Origin of the sequence: Leclercia sp. LTM14, from assembly GCF_023736175.1 — a bacterium.
In the GTDB taxonomy this organism is placed as follows: Bacteria; Pseudomonadota; Gammaproteobacteria; order Enterobacterales; family Enterobacteriaceae; genus Enterobacter; species Enterobacter barmai.
Genome location: NZ_JAIKTT010000001.1, coordinates 71,371 through 87,645 on the forward strand (window position 1 = coordinate 71,371; position 16,275 = coordinate 87,645).

The window sequence follows — 16,275 nt, forward strand, 5'->3', positions numbered from 1 at the left end:
TCTGGCTTTATCTGAATATAAGAATATTAAGCCACGGCTCAGGCCGTGGCTTATTTGTTTCTGTAGCCTGTTAACCGCCAGCTAATTTTACTTTCATGCCTTTGGCTTCCAGCAGGGATTTAATCAGATCCCGCTTGTCGCCCTGAATCTCAATTACGCCATCTTTAACCGACCCACCGCATCCGCATTTTTTCTTTAGCTCAGCGGCAATTTGCGCCAGGGTCGCATCGTCGGCATCAATTCCGGTGACCAGACATACGCCCTTCCCTTTCCGCCCGCTGGTCTGGCGTTGTATACGCACAATGCCATCGCCTTTTGGTCGTTCGGCTACTTCTTTTGGTTCATCGATACGCCCGGTATCCGTTGAATAGACCAGGCGGCTGTTTGTATCGCGCATTACGCCCCCTTATGAAGTGATGCGTTGATAGCTTTCAGGGTTTGCGCCGGATCCGCAGACTGGGTTACCGGTCGTCCAATAACCATATAGTCCACACCCGCCGCCAGCGCCTGTTCCGGGGTCATAATGCGACGCTGATCGCCAGCGTCGCTCCCCGCAGGACGGATGCCGGGCGTAACCAGCTTGAAGTCCTGGCCGATAGCGCTCTTAAAGCGAACCGCTTCCTGGGCAGAACAGACAACACCGTCGAGCCCGCAGCTGTTCGTCAGGCGCGCCAGGCGCTCGGCATGTTCTGCCGGTGACAGCGTGATGCCAAGATCCAGTAGGTCGCTGGCTTCCATGCTGGTGAGTACCGTGACGGCAATCAGCAAGGGGGCATCTTTCCCGAATGGCACCAGTGCTTCGCGGGCCGCAGTCATCATGCGCGCGCCACCGGAAGCGTGGACGTTAACCATCCAGACGCCCAGTTCGGCTGCAGCCGCTACCGCGTGAGCCGTGGTATTTGGAATATCGTGGAATTTAAGGTCAAGAAAGACATCAAAACCGCGCTGCTGCATATCGCGAACAATTTGTGGGCCAAAGAGCGTGAACATCTCTTTACCGATTTTCAGGCGACAGTCGCGCGGGTCAATGCGATCAACGAACGCTAACGCATTGTCGCGATTGTTGTAATCCAGAGCGACAACAACAGGAGATTCAGTAACTACGCGGGAAGAAGATGAAGCTGCAGACGTCATGACCGGACCTTCTCGTCGATGGGCGCCGCATCGGCGCGGGAATGATAAACGGCGTGCATTCTACCTGCGCATCACAAAAATTAACAGGTTCCATTTTTAATCCTGCCAGACTACAGCGCGCACGGGCCAATAGATAAAAACCTGGGCAGTATGTTGTAACTAATATTGGGCTTTTTTAAAAATTACTGCCCATCGAGGCCGCGAATTGGCTTGATGGTGGACCAGGCGCGGCAGGACGGACAGTGCCAGTACAGCGTATAGGCTGTAAATCCACACTTCTGGCAGCGATAACGCGGCTTGCTGCGCACCTGCTCGCCAACCATGTCGCGCAGTACCATCAGGCTCTCTTTGGCGCGCCCCTCTTCCGCATCATTCAGATGGTAATCCATCAGCTTATGGAAGACGCGCATGGTCGGATGGCGCTGCAGCTGGCGAGTAATATACACCTGTGCGGTGTCGCTGCCTTCGTGCTCCTGGACCACATCCGCCAGCATCAGCTCAGCGGCGGCACCGGTGTTCTCTTCCACGCAGCGACGCAGGAAGGCAACCCACTCTTCGGCCATACCCAGTTGCTGATAGCAGGTTTGCAGCATCTCCAACGTTTCGCTGACCAGCTCTTTATCCTGATCGATTACCCGGAGAAGGCTATCTACGGCTTTCTGGTAATCCCCTTTCGCCATGTAGACGCGCCCCATCATGATGGAGACGCGCGCGCTGCTGCGATCGGCGGTAGCGCCTTTCCGGAGCAGCGCCATCGCCTTGTCCATGTCTTCGTTGCCCATCTGCTGCAGGGCCAGTTCACAGTAGAAGTGGGCGATTTCAACGCGCTGTTTGTCTTTACCGAGTTTCACCAGACGTTCAGCAACGTCGATGGCTTTCTGCCATTCGCTGGTAGCCTGATAGATCTGCAGGAGCTGTTGCAGGGCGCTGATGCGAAAATCGGTCTCATCTACCAGCTGTTTAAACATCTCTTCGGCGCGATCGTATAACCCGGCGGCCATATAGTCGCGGCCAAGCTGCTGTACGGCCAGCAGACGCTGCTCATAGGTTAATGAGGCGCTTTCCATTAAGGTCTGGTGAATGCGGATGGCGCGGTCAACTTCGCCGCGGGAACGGAACAGATTACCGAGAGTCAGGTGGGCCTCAACGGTACCGGTATCCTCTTTCAGCATCTCGAGGAACAGGTCTACCGCTTTATCCTGTTGGTTACTCAGGAGGAAGTTAACCCCGGCGACATAATCGCGTGAAAGGCGGTTCGCTTCATCCTGTTTATTTTGTTGCGCACTTCTGCGGCCCATATACCAGCCATAGGCTGCGGCTACAGGCAAAAGCAGAAACAACAACTCCAGCATCTTAGATTATTCCTTCGCTACCGGCACACCTGAACTTACCGGAACGTCGGTCGGAGGCGCAATTTGGTTTTCAAGACGTTTAATTTTACGTTCGGCACGGGCAAGCGTTACCCGAACTTTAAGCCAGAACAGACCACAAATCAGCCAGCCGATTGCAAATCCTGCAGCGAACAGTACCGCCAGGAGGCTGGAAATTCGATACTCGCCTTGCGCCAGCAGATAATTAAACGTTACCTGTTGATCGTTTTGCGCGCCCAATGTGACGGAAATGACAAAAATCGCCAACACCAGTAAGAAAATGAGTAAATATTTCACATTACTTCCCGTTATGTGGTTTGAGCGAATAAAGATTGTTCAACATAGCGTAACCAGCCTTATAAACTACCATTTCATGACGTGGGCGAAACGGAAAAAGCGTCGCGCCACGTTAAGATCTGCGGCTAAATATGAGAATTTCAACCTCAGTCAGCTTTCTTGCTCTCTGTCGGCGATTTCCCGTTTCTCTTCTGCCGGAGGCGTGAGCGGACCACAGAATCGCTGGGCAAGCCAGGTTGCACAGGTGATGAGCAGCCATGAAATCAGGGTCGCCACCACCAGATCCCGCGGCCAGTGCATGCCAAGCAGCAAGCGGCTTCCCATCACGCCCGTTGCCCAGACCAGCAGTACGATGATGGTCACCGTGCGCCGCCGCGGCCACAGCAGACCTACTCCCAGCAGTGCCCAGCTTGCAGCAAACATGGTATGCCCGGACGGGAAGGCAAACCCGGTCTCTTTCTGCCAGTGTTTACGTAAAAAAGTGGGAATAGTCTGTTGTTCAGCAAGCTGTTCTTTTACCAGCTCACCGCGCGCTTTACGCTTTAAATTGTAGAAGTCGTTCACCGGGACATGGTGAGTTTTTTCCATCCAGACCACGAAAGGACGCGGCTCCTGAACCCGATCCTTGACCCAGGATTTTACGCCCTGACCGATAAGAATGGCTCCTGCCAGGATGGCAAAGAGCATGATGGCGGCTCGCAGACGAAAACGCAGGCACCACAAAAACCAGGCGCAAAGAAGTGTGTGGGTGATAATCCCCCAGGGTTGGGTGACCGTCTCCGTTACCCAGAACAGCGCTTTCAACCATCCGCTATTCGCGCCTGGCTGCCACTGCCAGCCCGATATCCATAAAGCCACAGGCATAATAAGCAATATCCCTGCGCCAACCGCCGTGCGGCGGGCTATTGAAAGCATGTCGTCTCCTTTTTTCGATAAGCCTCACAATCATAACCGAAAAATTACAGCTGCGTAAAAATGTCGGATTGTGCGTTTAACGTTCGTTAAGCCGGGCGTGATTAGGTGAACCCGCGCAGCTTGTGGCAAAATAAGACAATACCGACAGCCAAACAGGCGACAGACACAAGGCGTGTCAGCATTTTCTGGAGAATCACATGCAGCTTAAACGTGTGGCAGAAGCCAATCTGCCAACCCCATGGGGCGATTTCCTGATGGTGGGCTTTGAAGAACTGGCAACCGGGCAGGATCACGTGGCGTTAGTGTTCGGCGATACATCCGGGCAGACGCCGGTCCTGGCCCGCGTTCATTCCGAGTGTCTTACGGGTGATGCCCTGTTTAGCCTGCGCTGCGATTGTGGTTTTCAACTGGAAGCCGCCCTGTCGCACATTGCGGAAGAAGGCCGGGGCATCCTGCTGTATCATCGCCAGGAGGGCCGTAACATCGGTCTGCTGAATAAGATCCGCGCGTATGCGCTGCAGGATCAGGGCTACGATACCGTTGAAGCAAACCACCAGTTGGGCTTTGCTGCCGACGAACGCGATTTCACCCTGTGCGCGGATATGTTCAAGCTGCTTGGCGTGGACGAAGTACGTCTGCTGACCAACAACCCGCGTAAGGTGGAGATCCTGACCGAAGCCGGGATCAATATCGTTGAACGTGTACCGCTGATCGTGGGCCGTAACCCGAAAAACGAACACTATCTGGATACCAAAGCGGCGAAGCTTGGGCATCTGCTTAACAAATAACATCAACAGCCCGGCAGCGTATGCGTGCCGGGCTGGTTTTGGTTTTAAGTCAGCATATTACGAATGACATAGTGCAAAATGCCGTCGTTCTGGTAGTAAGTGAGTTCCGTTGCGGTATCAATACGGCAGCGACAGTCAACGACTTCGGTTTGCCCATCGGCTCGCGTCAGTATGACCGGAACCGTTGCACCAGGCGTCAGATTTTGCAGGTCCGCAATATCAATCCGCTCCTCGCCTGTCAGCCCCAGCGTTTTACGTGATGCCCCCTGCGGGAACTCCAGCGGTAAAATCCCCATGCCAATCAGGTTTGAACGGTGGATACGCTCGAATGATTCGGCGATCACCACCCGTACGCCGAGCAGTCGTGGCCCTTTTGCTGCCCAGTCGCGGCTTGAGCCGGAGCCGTACTCTTTCCCGGCTATCACCGCCAGCGGAGTGCCTTCCTGCTGATACTTCATCGCCGCATCGTAGATGGAGATCACTTCTGTTCCAGGCAGATGACGGGTCATCCCACCTTCCACGCCCGGCACCATCTCGTTGCGAATACGGATATTGGCGAAGGTACCGCGCATCATCACCTCGTGGTTGCCACGACGCGAACCGTAGGAGTTGAAGTCACGACGCTCCACGCCACGGCCCTGGAGATAACGCCCTGCCGGGCTATCGGCTTTAATACTGCCCGCCGGGGAGATGTGGTCGGTGGTTACCGAGTCGCCGAGAATGGCCAGCACGCGCGCGCCGTGAATATCTTCCAGCGGTTTGGGCTGTGCCAGCATGTCATCAAAGAAGGGTGACAGACGAATATAGGTGGAATCATCCTGCCAGCTGTAGGTGTCTGACCGCGCCACCTCGATGGTTTTCCACTCCGGCGTGCCTTCAAACACTTCGGCGTACTCTTTGCGGAACATGTCGGTAGAGACTTTTTCAACCGCAAGGGCAATCTCCTGCGCCGACGGCCAGATATCTTTCAGATAGACCGGATCGCCTTTACGATCGTGCCCCAGCGGATCGGTTGCCAGATTGATGTTCATATTGCCCGCCAGAGCATAAGCTACCACCAGCGGCGGAGAGGCCAGCCAGTTGGTTTTTACCAGCGGGTGAATACGTCCTTCAAAGTTGCGGTTGCCCGAGAGCACCGCCCCTACCGTCAGGTCGCCCTGCTTGATTGCCGTCTCGATAGGATCCGGCAGCGGCCCGGAGTTACCAATACAGGTTGTACAGCCGTACCCTACCAGGTTAAAGCCCAGCTCATCCAGATAAGGTGTCAGGCGGGCCTGGGCCAGATAATCGGAGACGACTTTGGATCCCGGCGCCAGCGAGGCCTTGACCCACGGCTGGCGTTTCAGGCCAAGCGTAACGGCTTTTTTCGCCAGCAGCCCAGCCGCCATCAGCACGCTGGGGTTCGAGGTATTGGTGCAGGAAGTAATGGCCGCGATGACGACCGCGCCGTCCGGGAGCTGATACTGGTGACCATTCATCACGTAATCAATAGGCCGCCTGTCTTTCTGCGCGGTGTTAACTTCCAGTTCATTGCTGGCAGCAAAGGCTTTGGGCACATCCGCCAGGGCCACGCGGTCCTGAGGACGTTTTGGCCCGGCGAGGCTGGCTTCAACTTCGCCCATATCCAGCGCCAGCGTGCTGGTGAACACCGGCTCATCGCCCGTGTTACGCCACATGCCCTGCGCTTTGGCATAGGCTTCCACCAGCGCGACCTGCTCGCTGCTGCGCCCGCTGAGGCGCATATACTCCAGCGTCACACCATCGATCGGGAAGAAACCGCAGGTGGCGCCGTATTCGGGAGCCATATTGGCGATAGTAGCCCGGTCCGCCAGCGGCAGGGAGTCGAGCCCGTCGCCGTAGAATTCAACAAATTTACCCACCACGCCGTGCTTACGCAGCATCTGGGTGACGGTGAGCACCAGGTCGGTGGCGGTGATCCCCTCGCTCAGCTTGCCTGTCAGCTTGAAGCCGACCACGTCCGGGATCAGCATGGAGACCGGCTGGCCGAGCATTGCCGCTTCGGCTTCGATCCCCCCTACTCCCCACCCCAGTACGCCAAGGCCGTTGATCATGGTGGTGTGTGAGTCGGTACCGACCAGCGTATCCGGGTAGGCCACCCACTCTTTATCCTGCAATTCACTCCATACCGCTTTGCCGAGATACTCCAGGTTGACCTGGTGGCAGATGCCGGTGCCGGGTGGGACGACGCTGAAGCGGCTGAACGCCTGCTGGCCCCACTTCAGGAACACATAGCGCTCGTGGTTACGCTCCATCTCAAGCCGTACGTTCTCTTCGAAGGCATCATCATCGCCAAAATGGTCCACGGTCACCGAGTGATCGATAACCAGATCGACCGGAGAGAGCGGGTTCACTTTAGCGGTATCGCCGCCAAGGCGCTTGACCGCTTCACGCATCGCCGCCAGATCGACCACCGCCGGAACGCCGGTAAAATCCTGCATCAGCACCCTGGCGGGACGATAGGCTATCTCCCGGTCGGCATGGGCGCTCTGCAACCATCCGGCCAGGGCATGAATATCTTCAGCCGTAACAGAGACTTCATCCTGCCAGCGCAGGAGATTTTCCAGTAACACTTTAAGCGACTTGGGTAAGCGCGCGATATCCCCAAGTTCCTTTGCGGCCAGCGGCAGGCTGTAGTAGTGATAGGTTTTGTTCTCAGCCTGCAATGTGTCCTTACTGGCTTCGCGTAGGGTTAACGACATAAGCTCCTCCTTAATTACCGGGATTGCGATACCCTGACTTTGATCAGGGCCGTAATTAAAGATAACACATCGTCACCGTAACGATTTGATAACAACTCAAATAGACAAATTCGGCGGGAAAACAAAAAGCCCCGCCGGAGCGAGGCTTTCGTCATTCACTGGAGGGTGAGCCAGATCAGCTGGCACCAGAAGAGGATCGAGAGGGAAAACGCGGCCATCCACGACCAGTATTTAGCTCCGGATATATTATTCATCATTGCGACACCACGCTTTATTTATTCTTTGACAGCTGAGTTTGCCTCAGTTCGATATTGCTGATGTGTATTTATTAAAGAGTACAAAAGCGCATCAGATTATTATCACGCTACGCTGATAATACGAATTATTGTTTTTTGGCTTCGTCTTCTGCGAACAAATCAATAAAGGCTTGCTGCTGCGGTGACAACTTCCAGGACGCCGGAACGTTACCTGTAGCGTCATTACGGACTTTGCGACGCGTGTCACGCTGCTGACACACAGGCTTCACTGCTTCACTACGCCCCTGAACCGCCATAATTAACCCCAGAATTTCCAGACCAGAAACGCCACCACGACCCAAAACAGCGTGGAACCCAGAAACACCGCCAGCCAGGCTTTACGCTTAAGTCCTGGGTCCCTTTGCGGCTCGTGACTTCCTGACGGCATTGCTAACCTCATACAATCGATTTCGCTTATCATTTTGATACCAAACAATTGGTATAAGTAATCGTGACTGAGATAAATCCTAAAGAAACTTTAGTCGAAGATCCAGCGAATTTACGAATCCTGTAGCGTCAAATATTTAATCTTTTGAGCGGAAATATATAAATGAAACGTGGAATTTGCGTAGCGGTTAATTATTTTCTATTTTTGTCAGCTTTGCTGAGCAGTTTCAGGAAAAAAAACGCCGTAACCCCATGGTTAATGAGGCATGAGAGAAAACTGGAGGGGATTTTAATTCAGAACGACAACTGAGAAGGGTATCTTTCCCGAGGGAAAGATACCGAAGGTTATTATTTTTCCGGCAGCTTGATATCTTTAAACATCGCTTCGATATCTTCGTTCGAACGTAGCGCCACCGCGGTATCGACCACGTCGCGGGTCAGATGTGGTGCGAATCGTTGAATAAAATCATACATATAGCTACGCAGGAAGGTGCTGCGACGGAAACCGATTTTGGTGGTGCTGTGGCCGAACACCCCCTGGGTATCCAGTCGTACTAAATCGGGATCGGCCACAGGATCCACCGCCATGCTGGCAATAACCCCTACCCCCAGGCCAAGGCGCACGTAGGTTTTGATCACATCGGCGTCAGTCGCGGTAAAGACAATCCTTGGCGTCAGCCCTGCGCGGTTGAAGGCGGTATCCAGCTCCGAACGGCCCGTAAAACCGAAGGTGTAAGTCACCAGCGGATACTGCGCCAGCTCTTCAATGGATACCGAAGTTTTCGCCGCCAGCGGATGTTCCGGCGTCACCACAATCGAGCGGTTCCAGTGATAGCAAGGCAGCATCACCAGATCGTCATACAGATGCAGCGCTTCGGTGGCGATAGCGAAGTCCGCGTTGCCCTTGGATACCGCCTCGGCGATTTGCGTCGGCGAGCCCTGATGCATATGCAACGACACGCGAGGATAGCGCTCGATAAACCCTTTGATGACGCCCGGCAGAGCGTAGCGGGCCTGGGTGTGGGTGGTGGCGATATACAGCGAGCCTTTATCCGGCCAGGTGTGCTCCCCGGCAACGGATTTAATGGCATCGACCTTCGACAGCACTTCGCGGGCGATACGAATAATCTCCTGCCCGGCAGGCGTAACCTGGGTAAGGTGTTTACCGCTGCGGGCGAAAATCTGGATCCCCAGTTCATCTTCAAGCATACGGACCTGCTTGCTGATGCCGGGTTGCGAAGTATAGAGACCTTCTGCTGTCGAGGAGACGTTAAGGTTGTGGTTGACCACCTCAACGATATAGCGGAGCTGCTGTAGTTTCATGCCAGACCATCCGATTTAGCGCACACGGGCAATCGCTTAAGACGATTTGATAATAAGAAAAGGGTTAACTATAACCACTATATCACTTATATCTTTGCTGTATAGTCCGTAACAAAAAATAATAACCGGGCAATAAAAAAGGGCCGGAATTCCGGCCCTTTAAAGGTAACTTACAGTAAATTAAGGTTATTTCTTACCTTCAACCCATTTACCGTCAACATAAAATGCTGACCAACCTGTCGCTTTACCGTCTTTTTCAGCAGCAACATATTGCTGCTTAGTTTTACGGCTAAAGCGCACAACGGTCTTATTACCCTCTGGATCCTGCTGAGGAGCATCGGCCAGATAGCGCAGTTTTTCTGCCAGACGATCGCGGAAGCGATAAAGCTCTTCGACCAGTGGCGCACGCGTTTCACGAGATTTCGGGAAGGTGTTCGCCGCCAGGAAGACGCCCGCAGCGCCATCACGCAGAACAAAGTAGGCATCGGACTTTTCACACGGCAGTTCCGGCAGCGGAACCGGATCTTCCTTCGGCGGTGCCACTTCACCATTACGCAGGATCTTACGCGTGTTTTTGCAGTCGTCGTTGGTGCAGGCCATGTACTTACCAAAACGCCCCATCTTCAGGTGCATTTCAGAACCACACTTCTCACACTCCACAATCGGACCGTCATAGCCCTTGATGCGGAACTCGCCCTCTTCGATCTCGTAGCCGTCGCAGGTCGGGTTGTTACCACAGACATGCAGCTTACGTTTTGGATCGATCAGGTAGCTGTCCATCGCCGTGCCGCATTTGGTGCAGCGACGTTTGGCGCGCAGTGCGTTGGTTTCCGCATCGTCGCCTTCGAGCACGTTCAGCACTTCGTTTTCCGGCACCAGATTGATGGTGGTTTTGCAGCGCTCTTTAGGCGATAACGCATAGCCTGAGCAACCGAGGAACACACCGGTGGTGGCGGTACGAATACCCATCTTACGGCCGCAGGTCGGGCAGTCGATGCTGGTCAGCACCATCTGGTTCGGCTGCATGCCACCCTCTTCAGGGTCTTTTTCCGCTTTGTCCAGTTGCTTTGTAAAGTCGCTGAAGAAGCTGTCCAGCACCTTCTTCCACTCGGCTTCGTGGTTAGCCACCTGGTCAAGGCTGTTTTCCATCTGCGCGGTAAAATCGTAGTTCATCAGCTCGCGGAAGTTATCTTCCAGGCGATCGGTGACGATTTCACCCATTTTCTCAGCATAGAAACGACGGTTTTCGGTCCGCACATAGCCGCGATCCTGAATGGTCGAAATGATCGACGCATAGGTAGACGGGCGACCGATACCGCGTTTTTCCAGCTCTTTCACCAGCGAGGCTTCGCTGAAGCGTGCCGGCGGCTTGGTGAAGTGCTGTGCCGGGGTCAGCTCAACAAGGGTGAGTTCATCCCCGGTGTTGACCGCTGGCAGGGTTTTATCTTCATCACCCTTACGCAGCGCAGGCATCACTTTGGTCCAGCCGTCGAAACGCAGGATACGTCCACGCGCTTTCAGGCGGAAATCACCGGCACCCACGGTCAGGGTGGTGGAGTCATACTGCGCAGGCGTCATCTGACAGGCAACGAACTGGCGCCAGATCAGCTGATAGAGTTTCTGCGCGTCGGCTTCCATATCCTTCAGGGATTCCGCCAGCACAGCGACGTCGGAAGGACGAATGGCTTCGTGCGCTTCCTGCGAATTCTCTTTGCTGTTGTACTGATTTGCGCTCTCAGGCAGGTATTTCTTACCGAAGTTATCGCCAATGTAATCACGCACCATGTTAACGGCGTCCTGGCTCAGGTTGGTTGAGTCAGTACGCATATAGGTGATGTAACCCGCCTCATACAGACGCTGAGCCATCATCATGGTTTTTTTCACGCCATAGCCCAGACGGGTGCTGGCCGCCTGCTGCAGCGTGGAGGTAATAAAGGGTGCGCCGGGCTTGCTGCTGGTCGGTTTGTCTTCACGATCCAGTACCTGATAGCGGGCTTTTTCCAGCATCGCCACCGCGGCCATAGTCTGATCGCGGTTTTCAGGGCGGAACGGTTTATCGTTCTGATGGGAGACTTCCAGCGGCAACGTATCGCCGCCTGGCGTCGTTACGCTGGCGTCAATTTCCCAGAACTCTTCCGGCACAAACGCTTTGATTTCGCGTTCACGCTCAACCACCAGACGTACGGCAACAGACTGCACGCGGCCAGCAGAAAGACCACGCGCAATCTTTTTCCACAGCAGTGGAGAGACCATATAGCCCACGACGCGGTCCATAAAGCGGCGCGCCTGCTGAGCGTTAACGCGATCGATATTCAGCTCGCCCGGCTTTTCAAACGCCTGGCGGATCGCGTTTTTGGTAATTTCGTTAAACACCACGCGGCTATAGCGTGTGTCATCGCCACCGATCACTTCCCGCAGGTGCCATGCAATGGCCTCCCCTTCGCGGTCAAGGTCGGTTGCGAGATAGATGTGGTCGGCTTTTTCCGCCAGCTGTTTCAGCTCGGAGACGACTTTCTCTTTACCCGGCAGTACTTCGTACTGTGCCTGCCAGTTATCCCATGGGTTAACCCCCATGCGATTTACGAGCGCGCTACGTTCATCCTTTTTAGGCTTTTTGGCCCCTTTGGTGGAGGTAGAGTCGGCGCTCTTCTTGGCTGAGCCACTGGTCGGCAGATCGCGGATGTGACCGACGCTGGACTTAACCACGTAGTCACTACCCAGATACTTATTGATCGTTTTGGCTTTTGCCGGGGACTCAACGATAACGAGAGCTTTACCCATATTCACCTTTACCTAATTTGTTTCTTCCGGGAATACGTCGCGTGAGTTCACCTTCCACTGGCGACGAGACAGTTATATAGCGACGCCATCAGTGGATATCAACCCTCTTTTCAGTTCAGTCGCAAAAACGACGTCACACAAGCGGTTGAGATAACGCGCTTTTTCTCGCTTCAGTGTGACTGCACGACGAGACTTAGGTCGAATGTCAAGCAAATCTGTTGCCAGAATGACGAAAGCGCACACTCTACCTGATAAAATCCGTTACGCAACTTTATTAGCATGCAAAAGCAAATCGCGCCAGCGCTGTCCGTCTTGCCCGACATGCGCCAAAATGGGGAAAATTTGCTCCCGGGACCGCTGCGGCGTAGACTAATAACACTGTTTAAGGAGTGGATAATGCAGCAAACTACCCAACCAATTGACCGCGTAACCTTGCTTGCTGAAGCAAATAAACTCATTCGTGAACATGACGACACCATGGCAGGGATCGAAGCCACAGGCGTAGAGCAGCGCAATGGTGTGCTGGTGTTCAGCGGGGAATACTTCCTGGACGAGCAGGGTCTGCCGACCCCGCGCAGCACGGCAGTATTTAACATGTTTAAATACCTGGCCCATGTGCTCTCCGAAAAGTACCACCTGGTTGATTGATGCGAAAACGCGAGGCAAATGCCTCGCGTTTTTATTCAGAGCAGCGGTTTTTGCCCGCGCTGCAACCAGCGCAGCAGCAGACGATCCGCGCTTTCAGCGGCGCTATTGGTAAAGCGATCCATCAGCTTTTTACGACGCATATAGCGCACGCCAACCAGTTCGCGCCCTTCCATCAGAGATAGCAGCAGATCGTCGCTGGTGCCCACCTGATCCACCAGCCCCTTGTCCAGCGCCTGGGTGCCGTACCAGTGTTCGCCAGTGGCGACCTGGTCGATATCCAGTGAGGGTCGCATCTCTTTCACGAACCCTTTAAAGAGCTGGTGGGTATCATTGAGATCTTCACGGAACTTCTGTCGCCCCTCTTCGGTGTTTTCACCCAGCAGAGTCAGCGTGCGTTTGTACTGGCCTGCCGTATGAAGCTCCACATCAATATCTTTATTTTTCAGGAAACGATTGAAGTTCGGGATCTGTGCTACCACGCCAATCGAACCAATAATAGAGAAAGGCGCCGCGACAATTTTATCGGCCACGCAGGCCATCATGTAGCCACCGCTGGCAGCGACTTTATCCACCGCGACCGTCAGCGGGATCTGCTTATCGCGCAGTCGTTGCAGCTGGGAAGAAGCCAGTCCGTAACCATGCACCACCCCACCCGGGCTTTCGAGACGCAGAACAACCTGGTCTTCAGCTCTTGCCACCGCCAGCACCGCTGTCACTTCTTCACGCAGAGATGACACTTCATGGGCATCCATGCTGCCTTTAAAATCCAGCACATAAACGCGCGGTTTCGGCACTTCAGGGCGATGCTCCTGTTTTGCTTTCTGCTTTGCCGCTTTCGCTTCAAGCTTGTGTTTTTTCTTCTGCGCTTTGTGCCACAGCTTCTGCTCATGAGCATCAAGCAGCGCCACTGACATCTCTTCCTTCATATCAGTGTACTGCTCGCTTAAGCGGGTAATGCGCAACTCGCCGCGCTGGCGTTTGCGCTGCGTCAGGTTAACAATCAGAACGGCGATCACCGCAATGGCAATCACCACCGTCGCAATTTTGGCCAGAAATAATCCGTACTCAGAAAGTAATTCCACGCGTCCACCTTGGTTTAACCACTTGTTTTCTCACTCAGTGTACAACAGCCTTCAGCAGGCGTCTCTCAGCTGACGATACCCTTGCGAGCCGTCTTCAGAAATGTTTATTTGTGGATGAAATATTTGCAAATTGTTAATTTTACAGCGAACTCACCGGTAGACTGATTGTAATCAGCCGCGCTTTCGGGCATAAAGCCGAAAAGAGACCGCACAGCATGGGCCGCGCCAACGCGCGCCAGAGGAGTGACCTTGCACTATCAACCTAAAAAAGATCTTCTGCAAAATCGTATTATTCTGGTCACGGGAGCCAGCGACGGCATTGGCCGCGAAGCGGCATTGACCTACGCCCGCCACGGTGCGCGCCTTATCCTGCTGGGCCGTAATGAAGATAAGCTGCGCGATGTTGCTCAGGCTATCGCCAGTGAAGGCGGAGCCCCCACCCGCGAGTACATTCTCGACCTGTTAACCTGCACCCCGGAGAGCTGCCGGGAGCTTGCCGGGCGTATCGCCACCGAGTATCCGCGTCTGGACGGCGTGCTCCACAATGCGGGCCTGCTTGGCGAAGTCTGCCCAATGGATGAGCAAAACCCGGAGATCTGGCAGCAGGTCATGCAGGTGAACGTTAACGGCACCTTTTTCCTTACCCAGGCGCTCCTTCCTTTATTACTGCAGTCCGATTCCGGCTCGCTGGTCTTTACTTCGTCAAGCGTCGGACGCCAGGGCCGGGCAAACTGGGGTGCGTATGCCGCCTCGAAATTTGCCACCGAAGGGATGATGCAGGTGCTGGCTGAGGAGTATCAGAGCCGCCATCTGCGCGTGAACTGCATCAACCCCGGCGGGACGCGCACCAGCATGCGCGCCAGCGCGTTCCCGAGCGAAGATCCGCTTAAACTAAAAACCCCCGCCGATATCATGCCGCTCTATCTGTGGCTGATGGGCGACGACAGCCGCCGGAAAACCGGCATGACCTTTGATGCCCAACCCGGCCGTAAACCAGGAATATCGCAATGAGTGATGAACGTCATCAACAGCGCCAGCAGCGCCTTAAAGAACAGGTTGATGCCCGCGTTGCCGCAGCTCAGGATGAGCGCGGGATTATTATCGTCTTTACCGGCAACGGCAAAGGCAAAACCACAGCAGCTTTTGGCACGGCAACGCGCGCCGTCGGTCACGGTCAAAAAGTGGGCGTCATTCAGTTCATCAAGGGCGAGTGGCCAAACGGCGAGCGTAATCTGCTGGAACCGCATGGGGTGGAGTTTCAGGTCATGGCCACCGGCTTTACCTGGGATACTCAGAACCGCGAAACGGACACTGCGGCCTGTCTGGCCGTCTGGGAGCATGCGAAGCGTATGCTGGCGGACCCAACGCTGAATATGGTTCTGCTGGATGAGATCACCTATATGGTGGCCTACGACTATTTACCGTTGCAGGAGGTGGTTGAGGCGCTGAACAGTCGTCCGGCACACCAGACGGTGATTATCACCGGGCGCGGCTGTCATCGGGATATTATGGAGATGGCGGATACGGTTAGCGAGTTACGACCGGTTAAGCACGCTTTCGATGCAGGCGTTAAAGCGCAAATCGGCATCGACTATTAACAAAAAACCCGGCGTTGCCGGGTTTTTTATTTTTAGCCGTTGTTGTTACGGCTGCCAGACCGGCGATTGCTGCTGACCTGGCTATGACGTTTAACCGCCCGACGGATCTGGTTCGCTTTCATGCGACGACGATCTTTCTCCACCGCCACTTTCGAAGTGGTTTCCGGGGTCAGTTCCACCAGCTCACGCAGATAGTTGGTCTGGGTTAAATCCAGCTCCGTATAGCCGCCACGTGGCAGGCCCTTCGGCAGAAGGATGTCACCGTAACGGACACGGATCAGACGGCTAACCTGCACGCCAACGGCTTCCCACAGACGACGCACCTCGCGGTTACGACCTTCGGTCAGGGTCACGTTGTACCACTGGTTAATGCCTTCGCCACCGGTGAACTTAATGGTTTTAAACGCTGCCGGGCCATCTTCAAGCTGCACGCCGCGAGACAGTTCACGGATCTTATTGTCGTCAACTTCACCGAACACACGGACCGCGTATTCACGTTCGACTTCACGGCTTGGGTGCATCAGACGGTTTGCCAGTTCACCATCGGTAGTGAACAGCAGCAGACCGCAGGTGTTAACGTCCAGACGACCTACCGCGATCCAGCGCGCGCCGCGCAGTTTTGGCAGGCGGTCAAACACGGTTGGGCGACCTTCCGGATCGTTGCGTGTGCAGAGTTCGCCTTCCGGCTTGTAGTAAGCCAGCACGCGGCAAATCTGCTCGGCAGACTCTTTCACGGAGATCAGGTGGCCGTCGATACGGATTTTCAGGCCGGGTACGATGTCAACACGATCGCCCAGAGTGGCGATTTTACCGTCCACGCTGACACGACCTGCTGCGATAATGGTTTCGATTTCACGGCGTGACCCGTGGCCGGCGCGGGCCAGCACTTTCTGTAATTTCTCGCTCATTGAGCTTCCTTCAGGTGTCGCCTTCACA

General features: G+C 54.7%; 17 protein-coding genes. 4 read left to right on the forward strand and 13 right to left on the reverse strand.

Annotation, left to right across the window (positions count from 1 at the left end; translation table 11 throughout):
• Positions 1-70: 70 nt before the first annotated feature.
• The 5 genes from yciH to pgpB all read right to left on the reverse strand — a co-directional run bounded on the left by yciH (position 71) and on the right by pgpB (position 3,716).
• Positions 71-397 carry a stress response translation initiation inhibitor YciH gene (gene yciH / locus K5I40_RS00320; protein WP_039031861.1) on the reverse strand — a complete coding sequence of 109 codons (327 nt, stop codon included), beginning with the start codon at positions 395-397 and terminating at the stop codon, positions 71-73.
• Positions 397-1,134, reverse strand: coding sequence for an orotidine-5'-phosphate decarboxylase (gene pyrF, locus K5I40_RS00325; protein WP_223073943.1), 738 nt, complete (start codon positions 1,132-1,134; stop codon positions 397-399). Before pyrF ends, yciH begins: the two co-directional genes overlap by 1 nt.
• A 182-nt stretch (positions 1,135-1,316) precedes the next feature.
• Positions 1,317-2,486, reverse strand: a complete 1,170-nt coding sequence (gene lapB / locus K5I40_RS00330) for a lipopolysaccharide assembly protein LapB (protein ID WP_223073942.1) — start codon at positions 2,484-2,486, stop codon at positions 1,317-1,319.
• A gap of 6 nt (positions 2,487-2,492) precedes the next feature.
• Positions 2,493-2,801, reverse strand: coding sequence for a LapA family protein (locus K5I40_RS00335; RefSeq protein ID WP_039031858.1), 309 nt, complete (start codon positions 2,799-2,801; stop codon positions 2,493-2,495).
• 150 nt (positions 2,802-2,951) lie between these two features.
• Positions 2,952-3,716, reverse strand: coding sequence for a phosphatidylglycerophosphatase B (pgpB, locus tag K5I40_RS00340; RefSeq protein WP_223073941.1), 765 nt, complete (start codon positions 3,714-3,716; stop codon positions 2,952-2,954).
• A gap of 197 nt (positions 3,717-3,913) precedes the next feature.
• Between pgpB and ribA the strand changes: the two genes are divergently transcribed.
• Complete coding sequence (gene ribA / locus K5I40_RS00345) at positions 3,914-4,504, forward strand: GTP cyclohydrolase II (RefSeq protein ID WP_039031856.1); 591 nt, start codon at positions 3,914-3,916, stop codon at positions 4,502-4,504.
• Between the two features lie 44 nt (positions 4,505-4,548).
• Here ribA and acnA read toward each other — a convergent pair whose 3' ends face one another.
• The 6 genes from acnA to topA form a co-directional block, all read right to left on the reverse strand.
• Complete coding sequence (acnA, locus tag K5I40_RS00350) at positions 4,549-7,224, reverse strand: aconitate hydratase AcnA (RefSeq protein WP_223073940.1); 2,676 nt, start codon at positions 7,222-7,224, stop codon at positions 4,549-4,551.
• A gap of 155 nt (positions 7,225-7,379) precedes the next feature.
• Entirely contained in the window at positions 7,380-7,481 is a 102-nt protein-coding gene (gene ymiC, locus K5I40_RS00355) for a small membrane protein YmiC (RefSeq protein ID WP_231568169.1), read from the reverse strand.
• Between the two features lie 125 nt (positions 7,482-7,606).
• A complete protein-coding gene (locus K5I40_RS00360; protein WP_072036729.1) occupies positions 7,607-7,777 on the reverse strand; it encodes a hypothetical protein in 171 nt (56 codons plus the stop codon).
• Positions 7,778-7,779: 2 nt separating this feature from the next.
• Positions 7,780-7,920, reverse strand: coding sequence for a YmiA family putative membrane protein (locus K5I40_RS00365; protein ID WP_218015341.1), 141 nt, complete (start codon positions 7,918-7,920; stop codon positions 7,780-7,782).
• Between the two features lie 335 nt (positions 7,921-8,255).
• Positions 8,256-9,230: an HTH-type transcriptional regulator CysB gene (cysB, locus tag K5I40_RS00370; RefSeq protein WP_032611190.1), complete on the reverse strand. Its 975-nt coding sequence runs from the start codon at positions 9,228-9,230 to the stop codon at positions 8,256-8,258.
• A 186-nt stretch (positions 9,231-9,416) separates the two neighbouring features.
• Positions 9,417-12,011 (reverse strand): type I DNA topoisomerase, encoded by a 2,595-nt coding sequence (gene topA / locus K5I40_RS00375; RefSeq protein ID WP_039031854.1) that lies wholly within the window; start codon positions 12,009-12,011, stop codon positions 9,417-9,419.
• Positions 12,012-12,407: 396 nt separating this feature from the next.
• On the opposite strand from topA, the gene K5I40_RS00380 reads away from it, so the two are divergent.
• Positions 12,408-12,659 carry a YciN family protein gene (locus K5I40_RS00380; RefSeq protein WP_039031853.1) on the forward strand — a complete coding sequence of 84 codons (252 nt, stop codon included), beginning with the start codon at positions 12,408-12,410 and terminating at the stop codon, positions 12,657-12,659.
• 35 nt (positions 12,660-12,694) lie between these two features.
• Here K5I40_RS00380 and sohB read toward each other — a convergent pair whose 3' ends face one another.
• The gene (gene sohB / locus K5I40_RS00385; protein ID WP_138369204.1) at positions 12,695-13,741 is read right to left on the reverse strand and encodes a protease SohB; all 1,047 of its coding nucleotides are present in this window, start codon (positions 13,739-13,741) and stop codon (positions 12,695-12,697) included.
• A gap of 249 nt (positions 13,742-13,990) precedes the next feature.
• On the opposite strand from sohB, the gene K5I40_RS00390 reads away from it, so the two are divergent.
• Both K5I40_RS00390 and cobO read left to right on the forward strand, forming a co-directional pair.
• A complete protein-coding gene (locus K5I40_RS00390; protein WP_223073939.1) occupies positions 13,991-14,752 on the forward strand; it encodes a YciK family oxidoreductase in 762 nt (253 codons plus the stop codon).
• Complete coding sequence (gene cobO / locus K5I40_RS00395) at positions 14,749-15,339, forward strand: cob(I)yrinic acid a,c-diamide adenosyltransferase (RefSeq protein ID WP_039031850.1); 591 nt, start codon at positions 14,749-14,751, stop codon at positions 15,337-15,339. The genes K5I40_RS00390 and cobO overlap by 4 nt, the downstream gene beginning before the upstream one ends.
• A gap of 32 nt (positions 15,340-15,371) precedes the next feature.
• On the opposite strand, the gene rluB is transcribed toward cobO, so the two are convergent.
• Positions 15,372-16,247: a 23S rRNA pseudouridine(2605) synthase RluB gene (gene rluB / locus K5I40_RS00400; protein ID WP_039030662.1), complete on the reverse strand. Its 876-nt coding sequence runs from the start codon at positions 16,245-16,247 to the stop codon at positions 15,372-15,374.
• Positions 16,248-16,275: the final 28 nt, after the last annotated feature.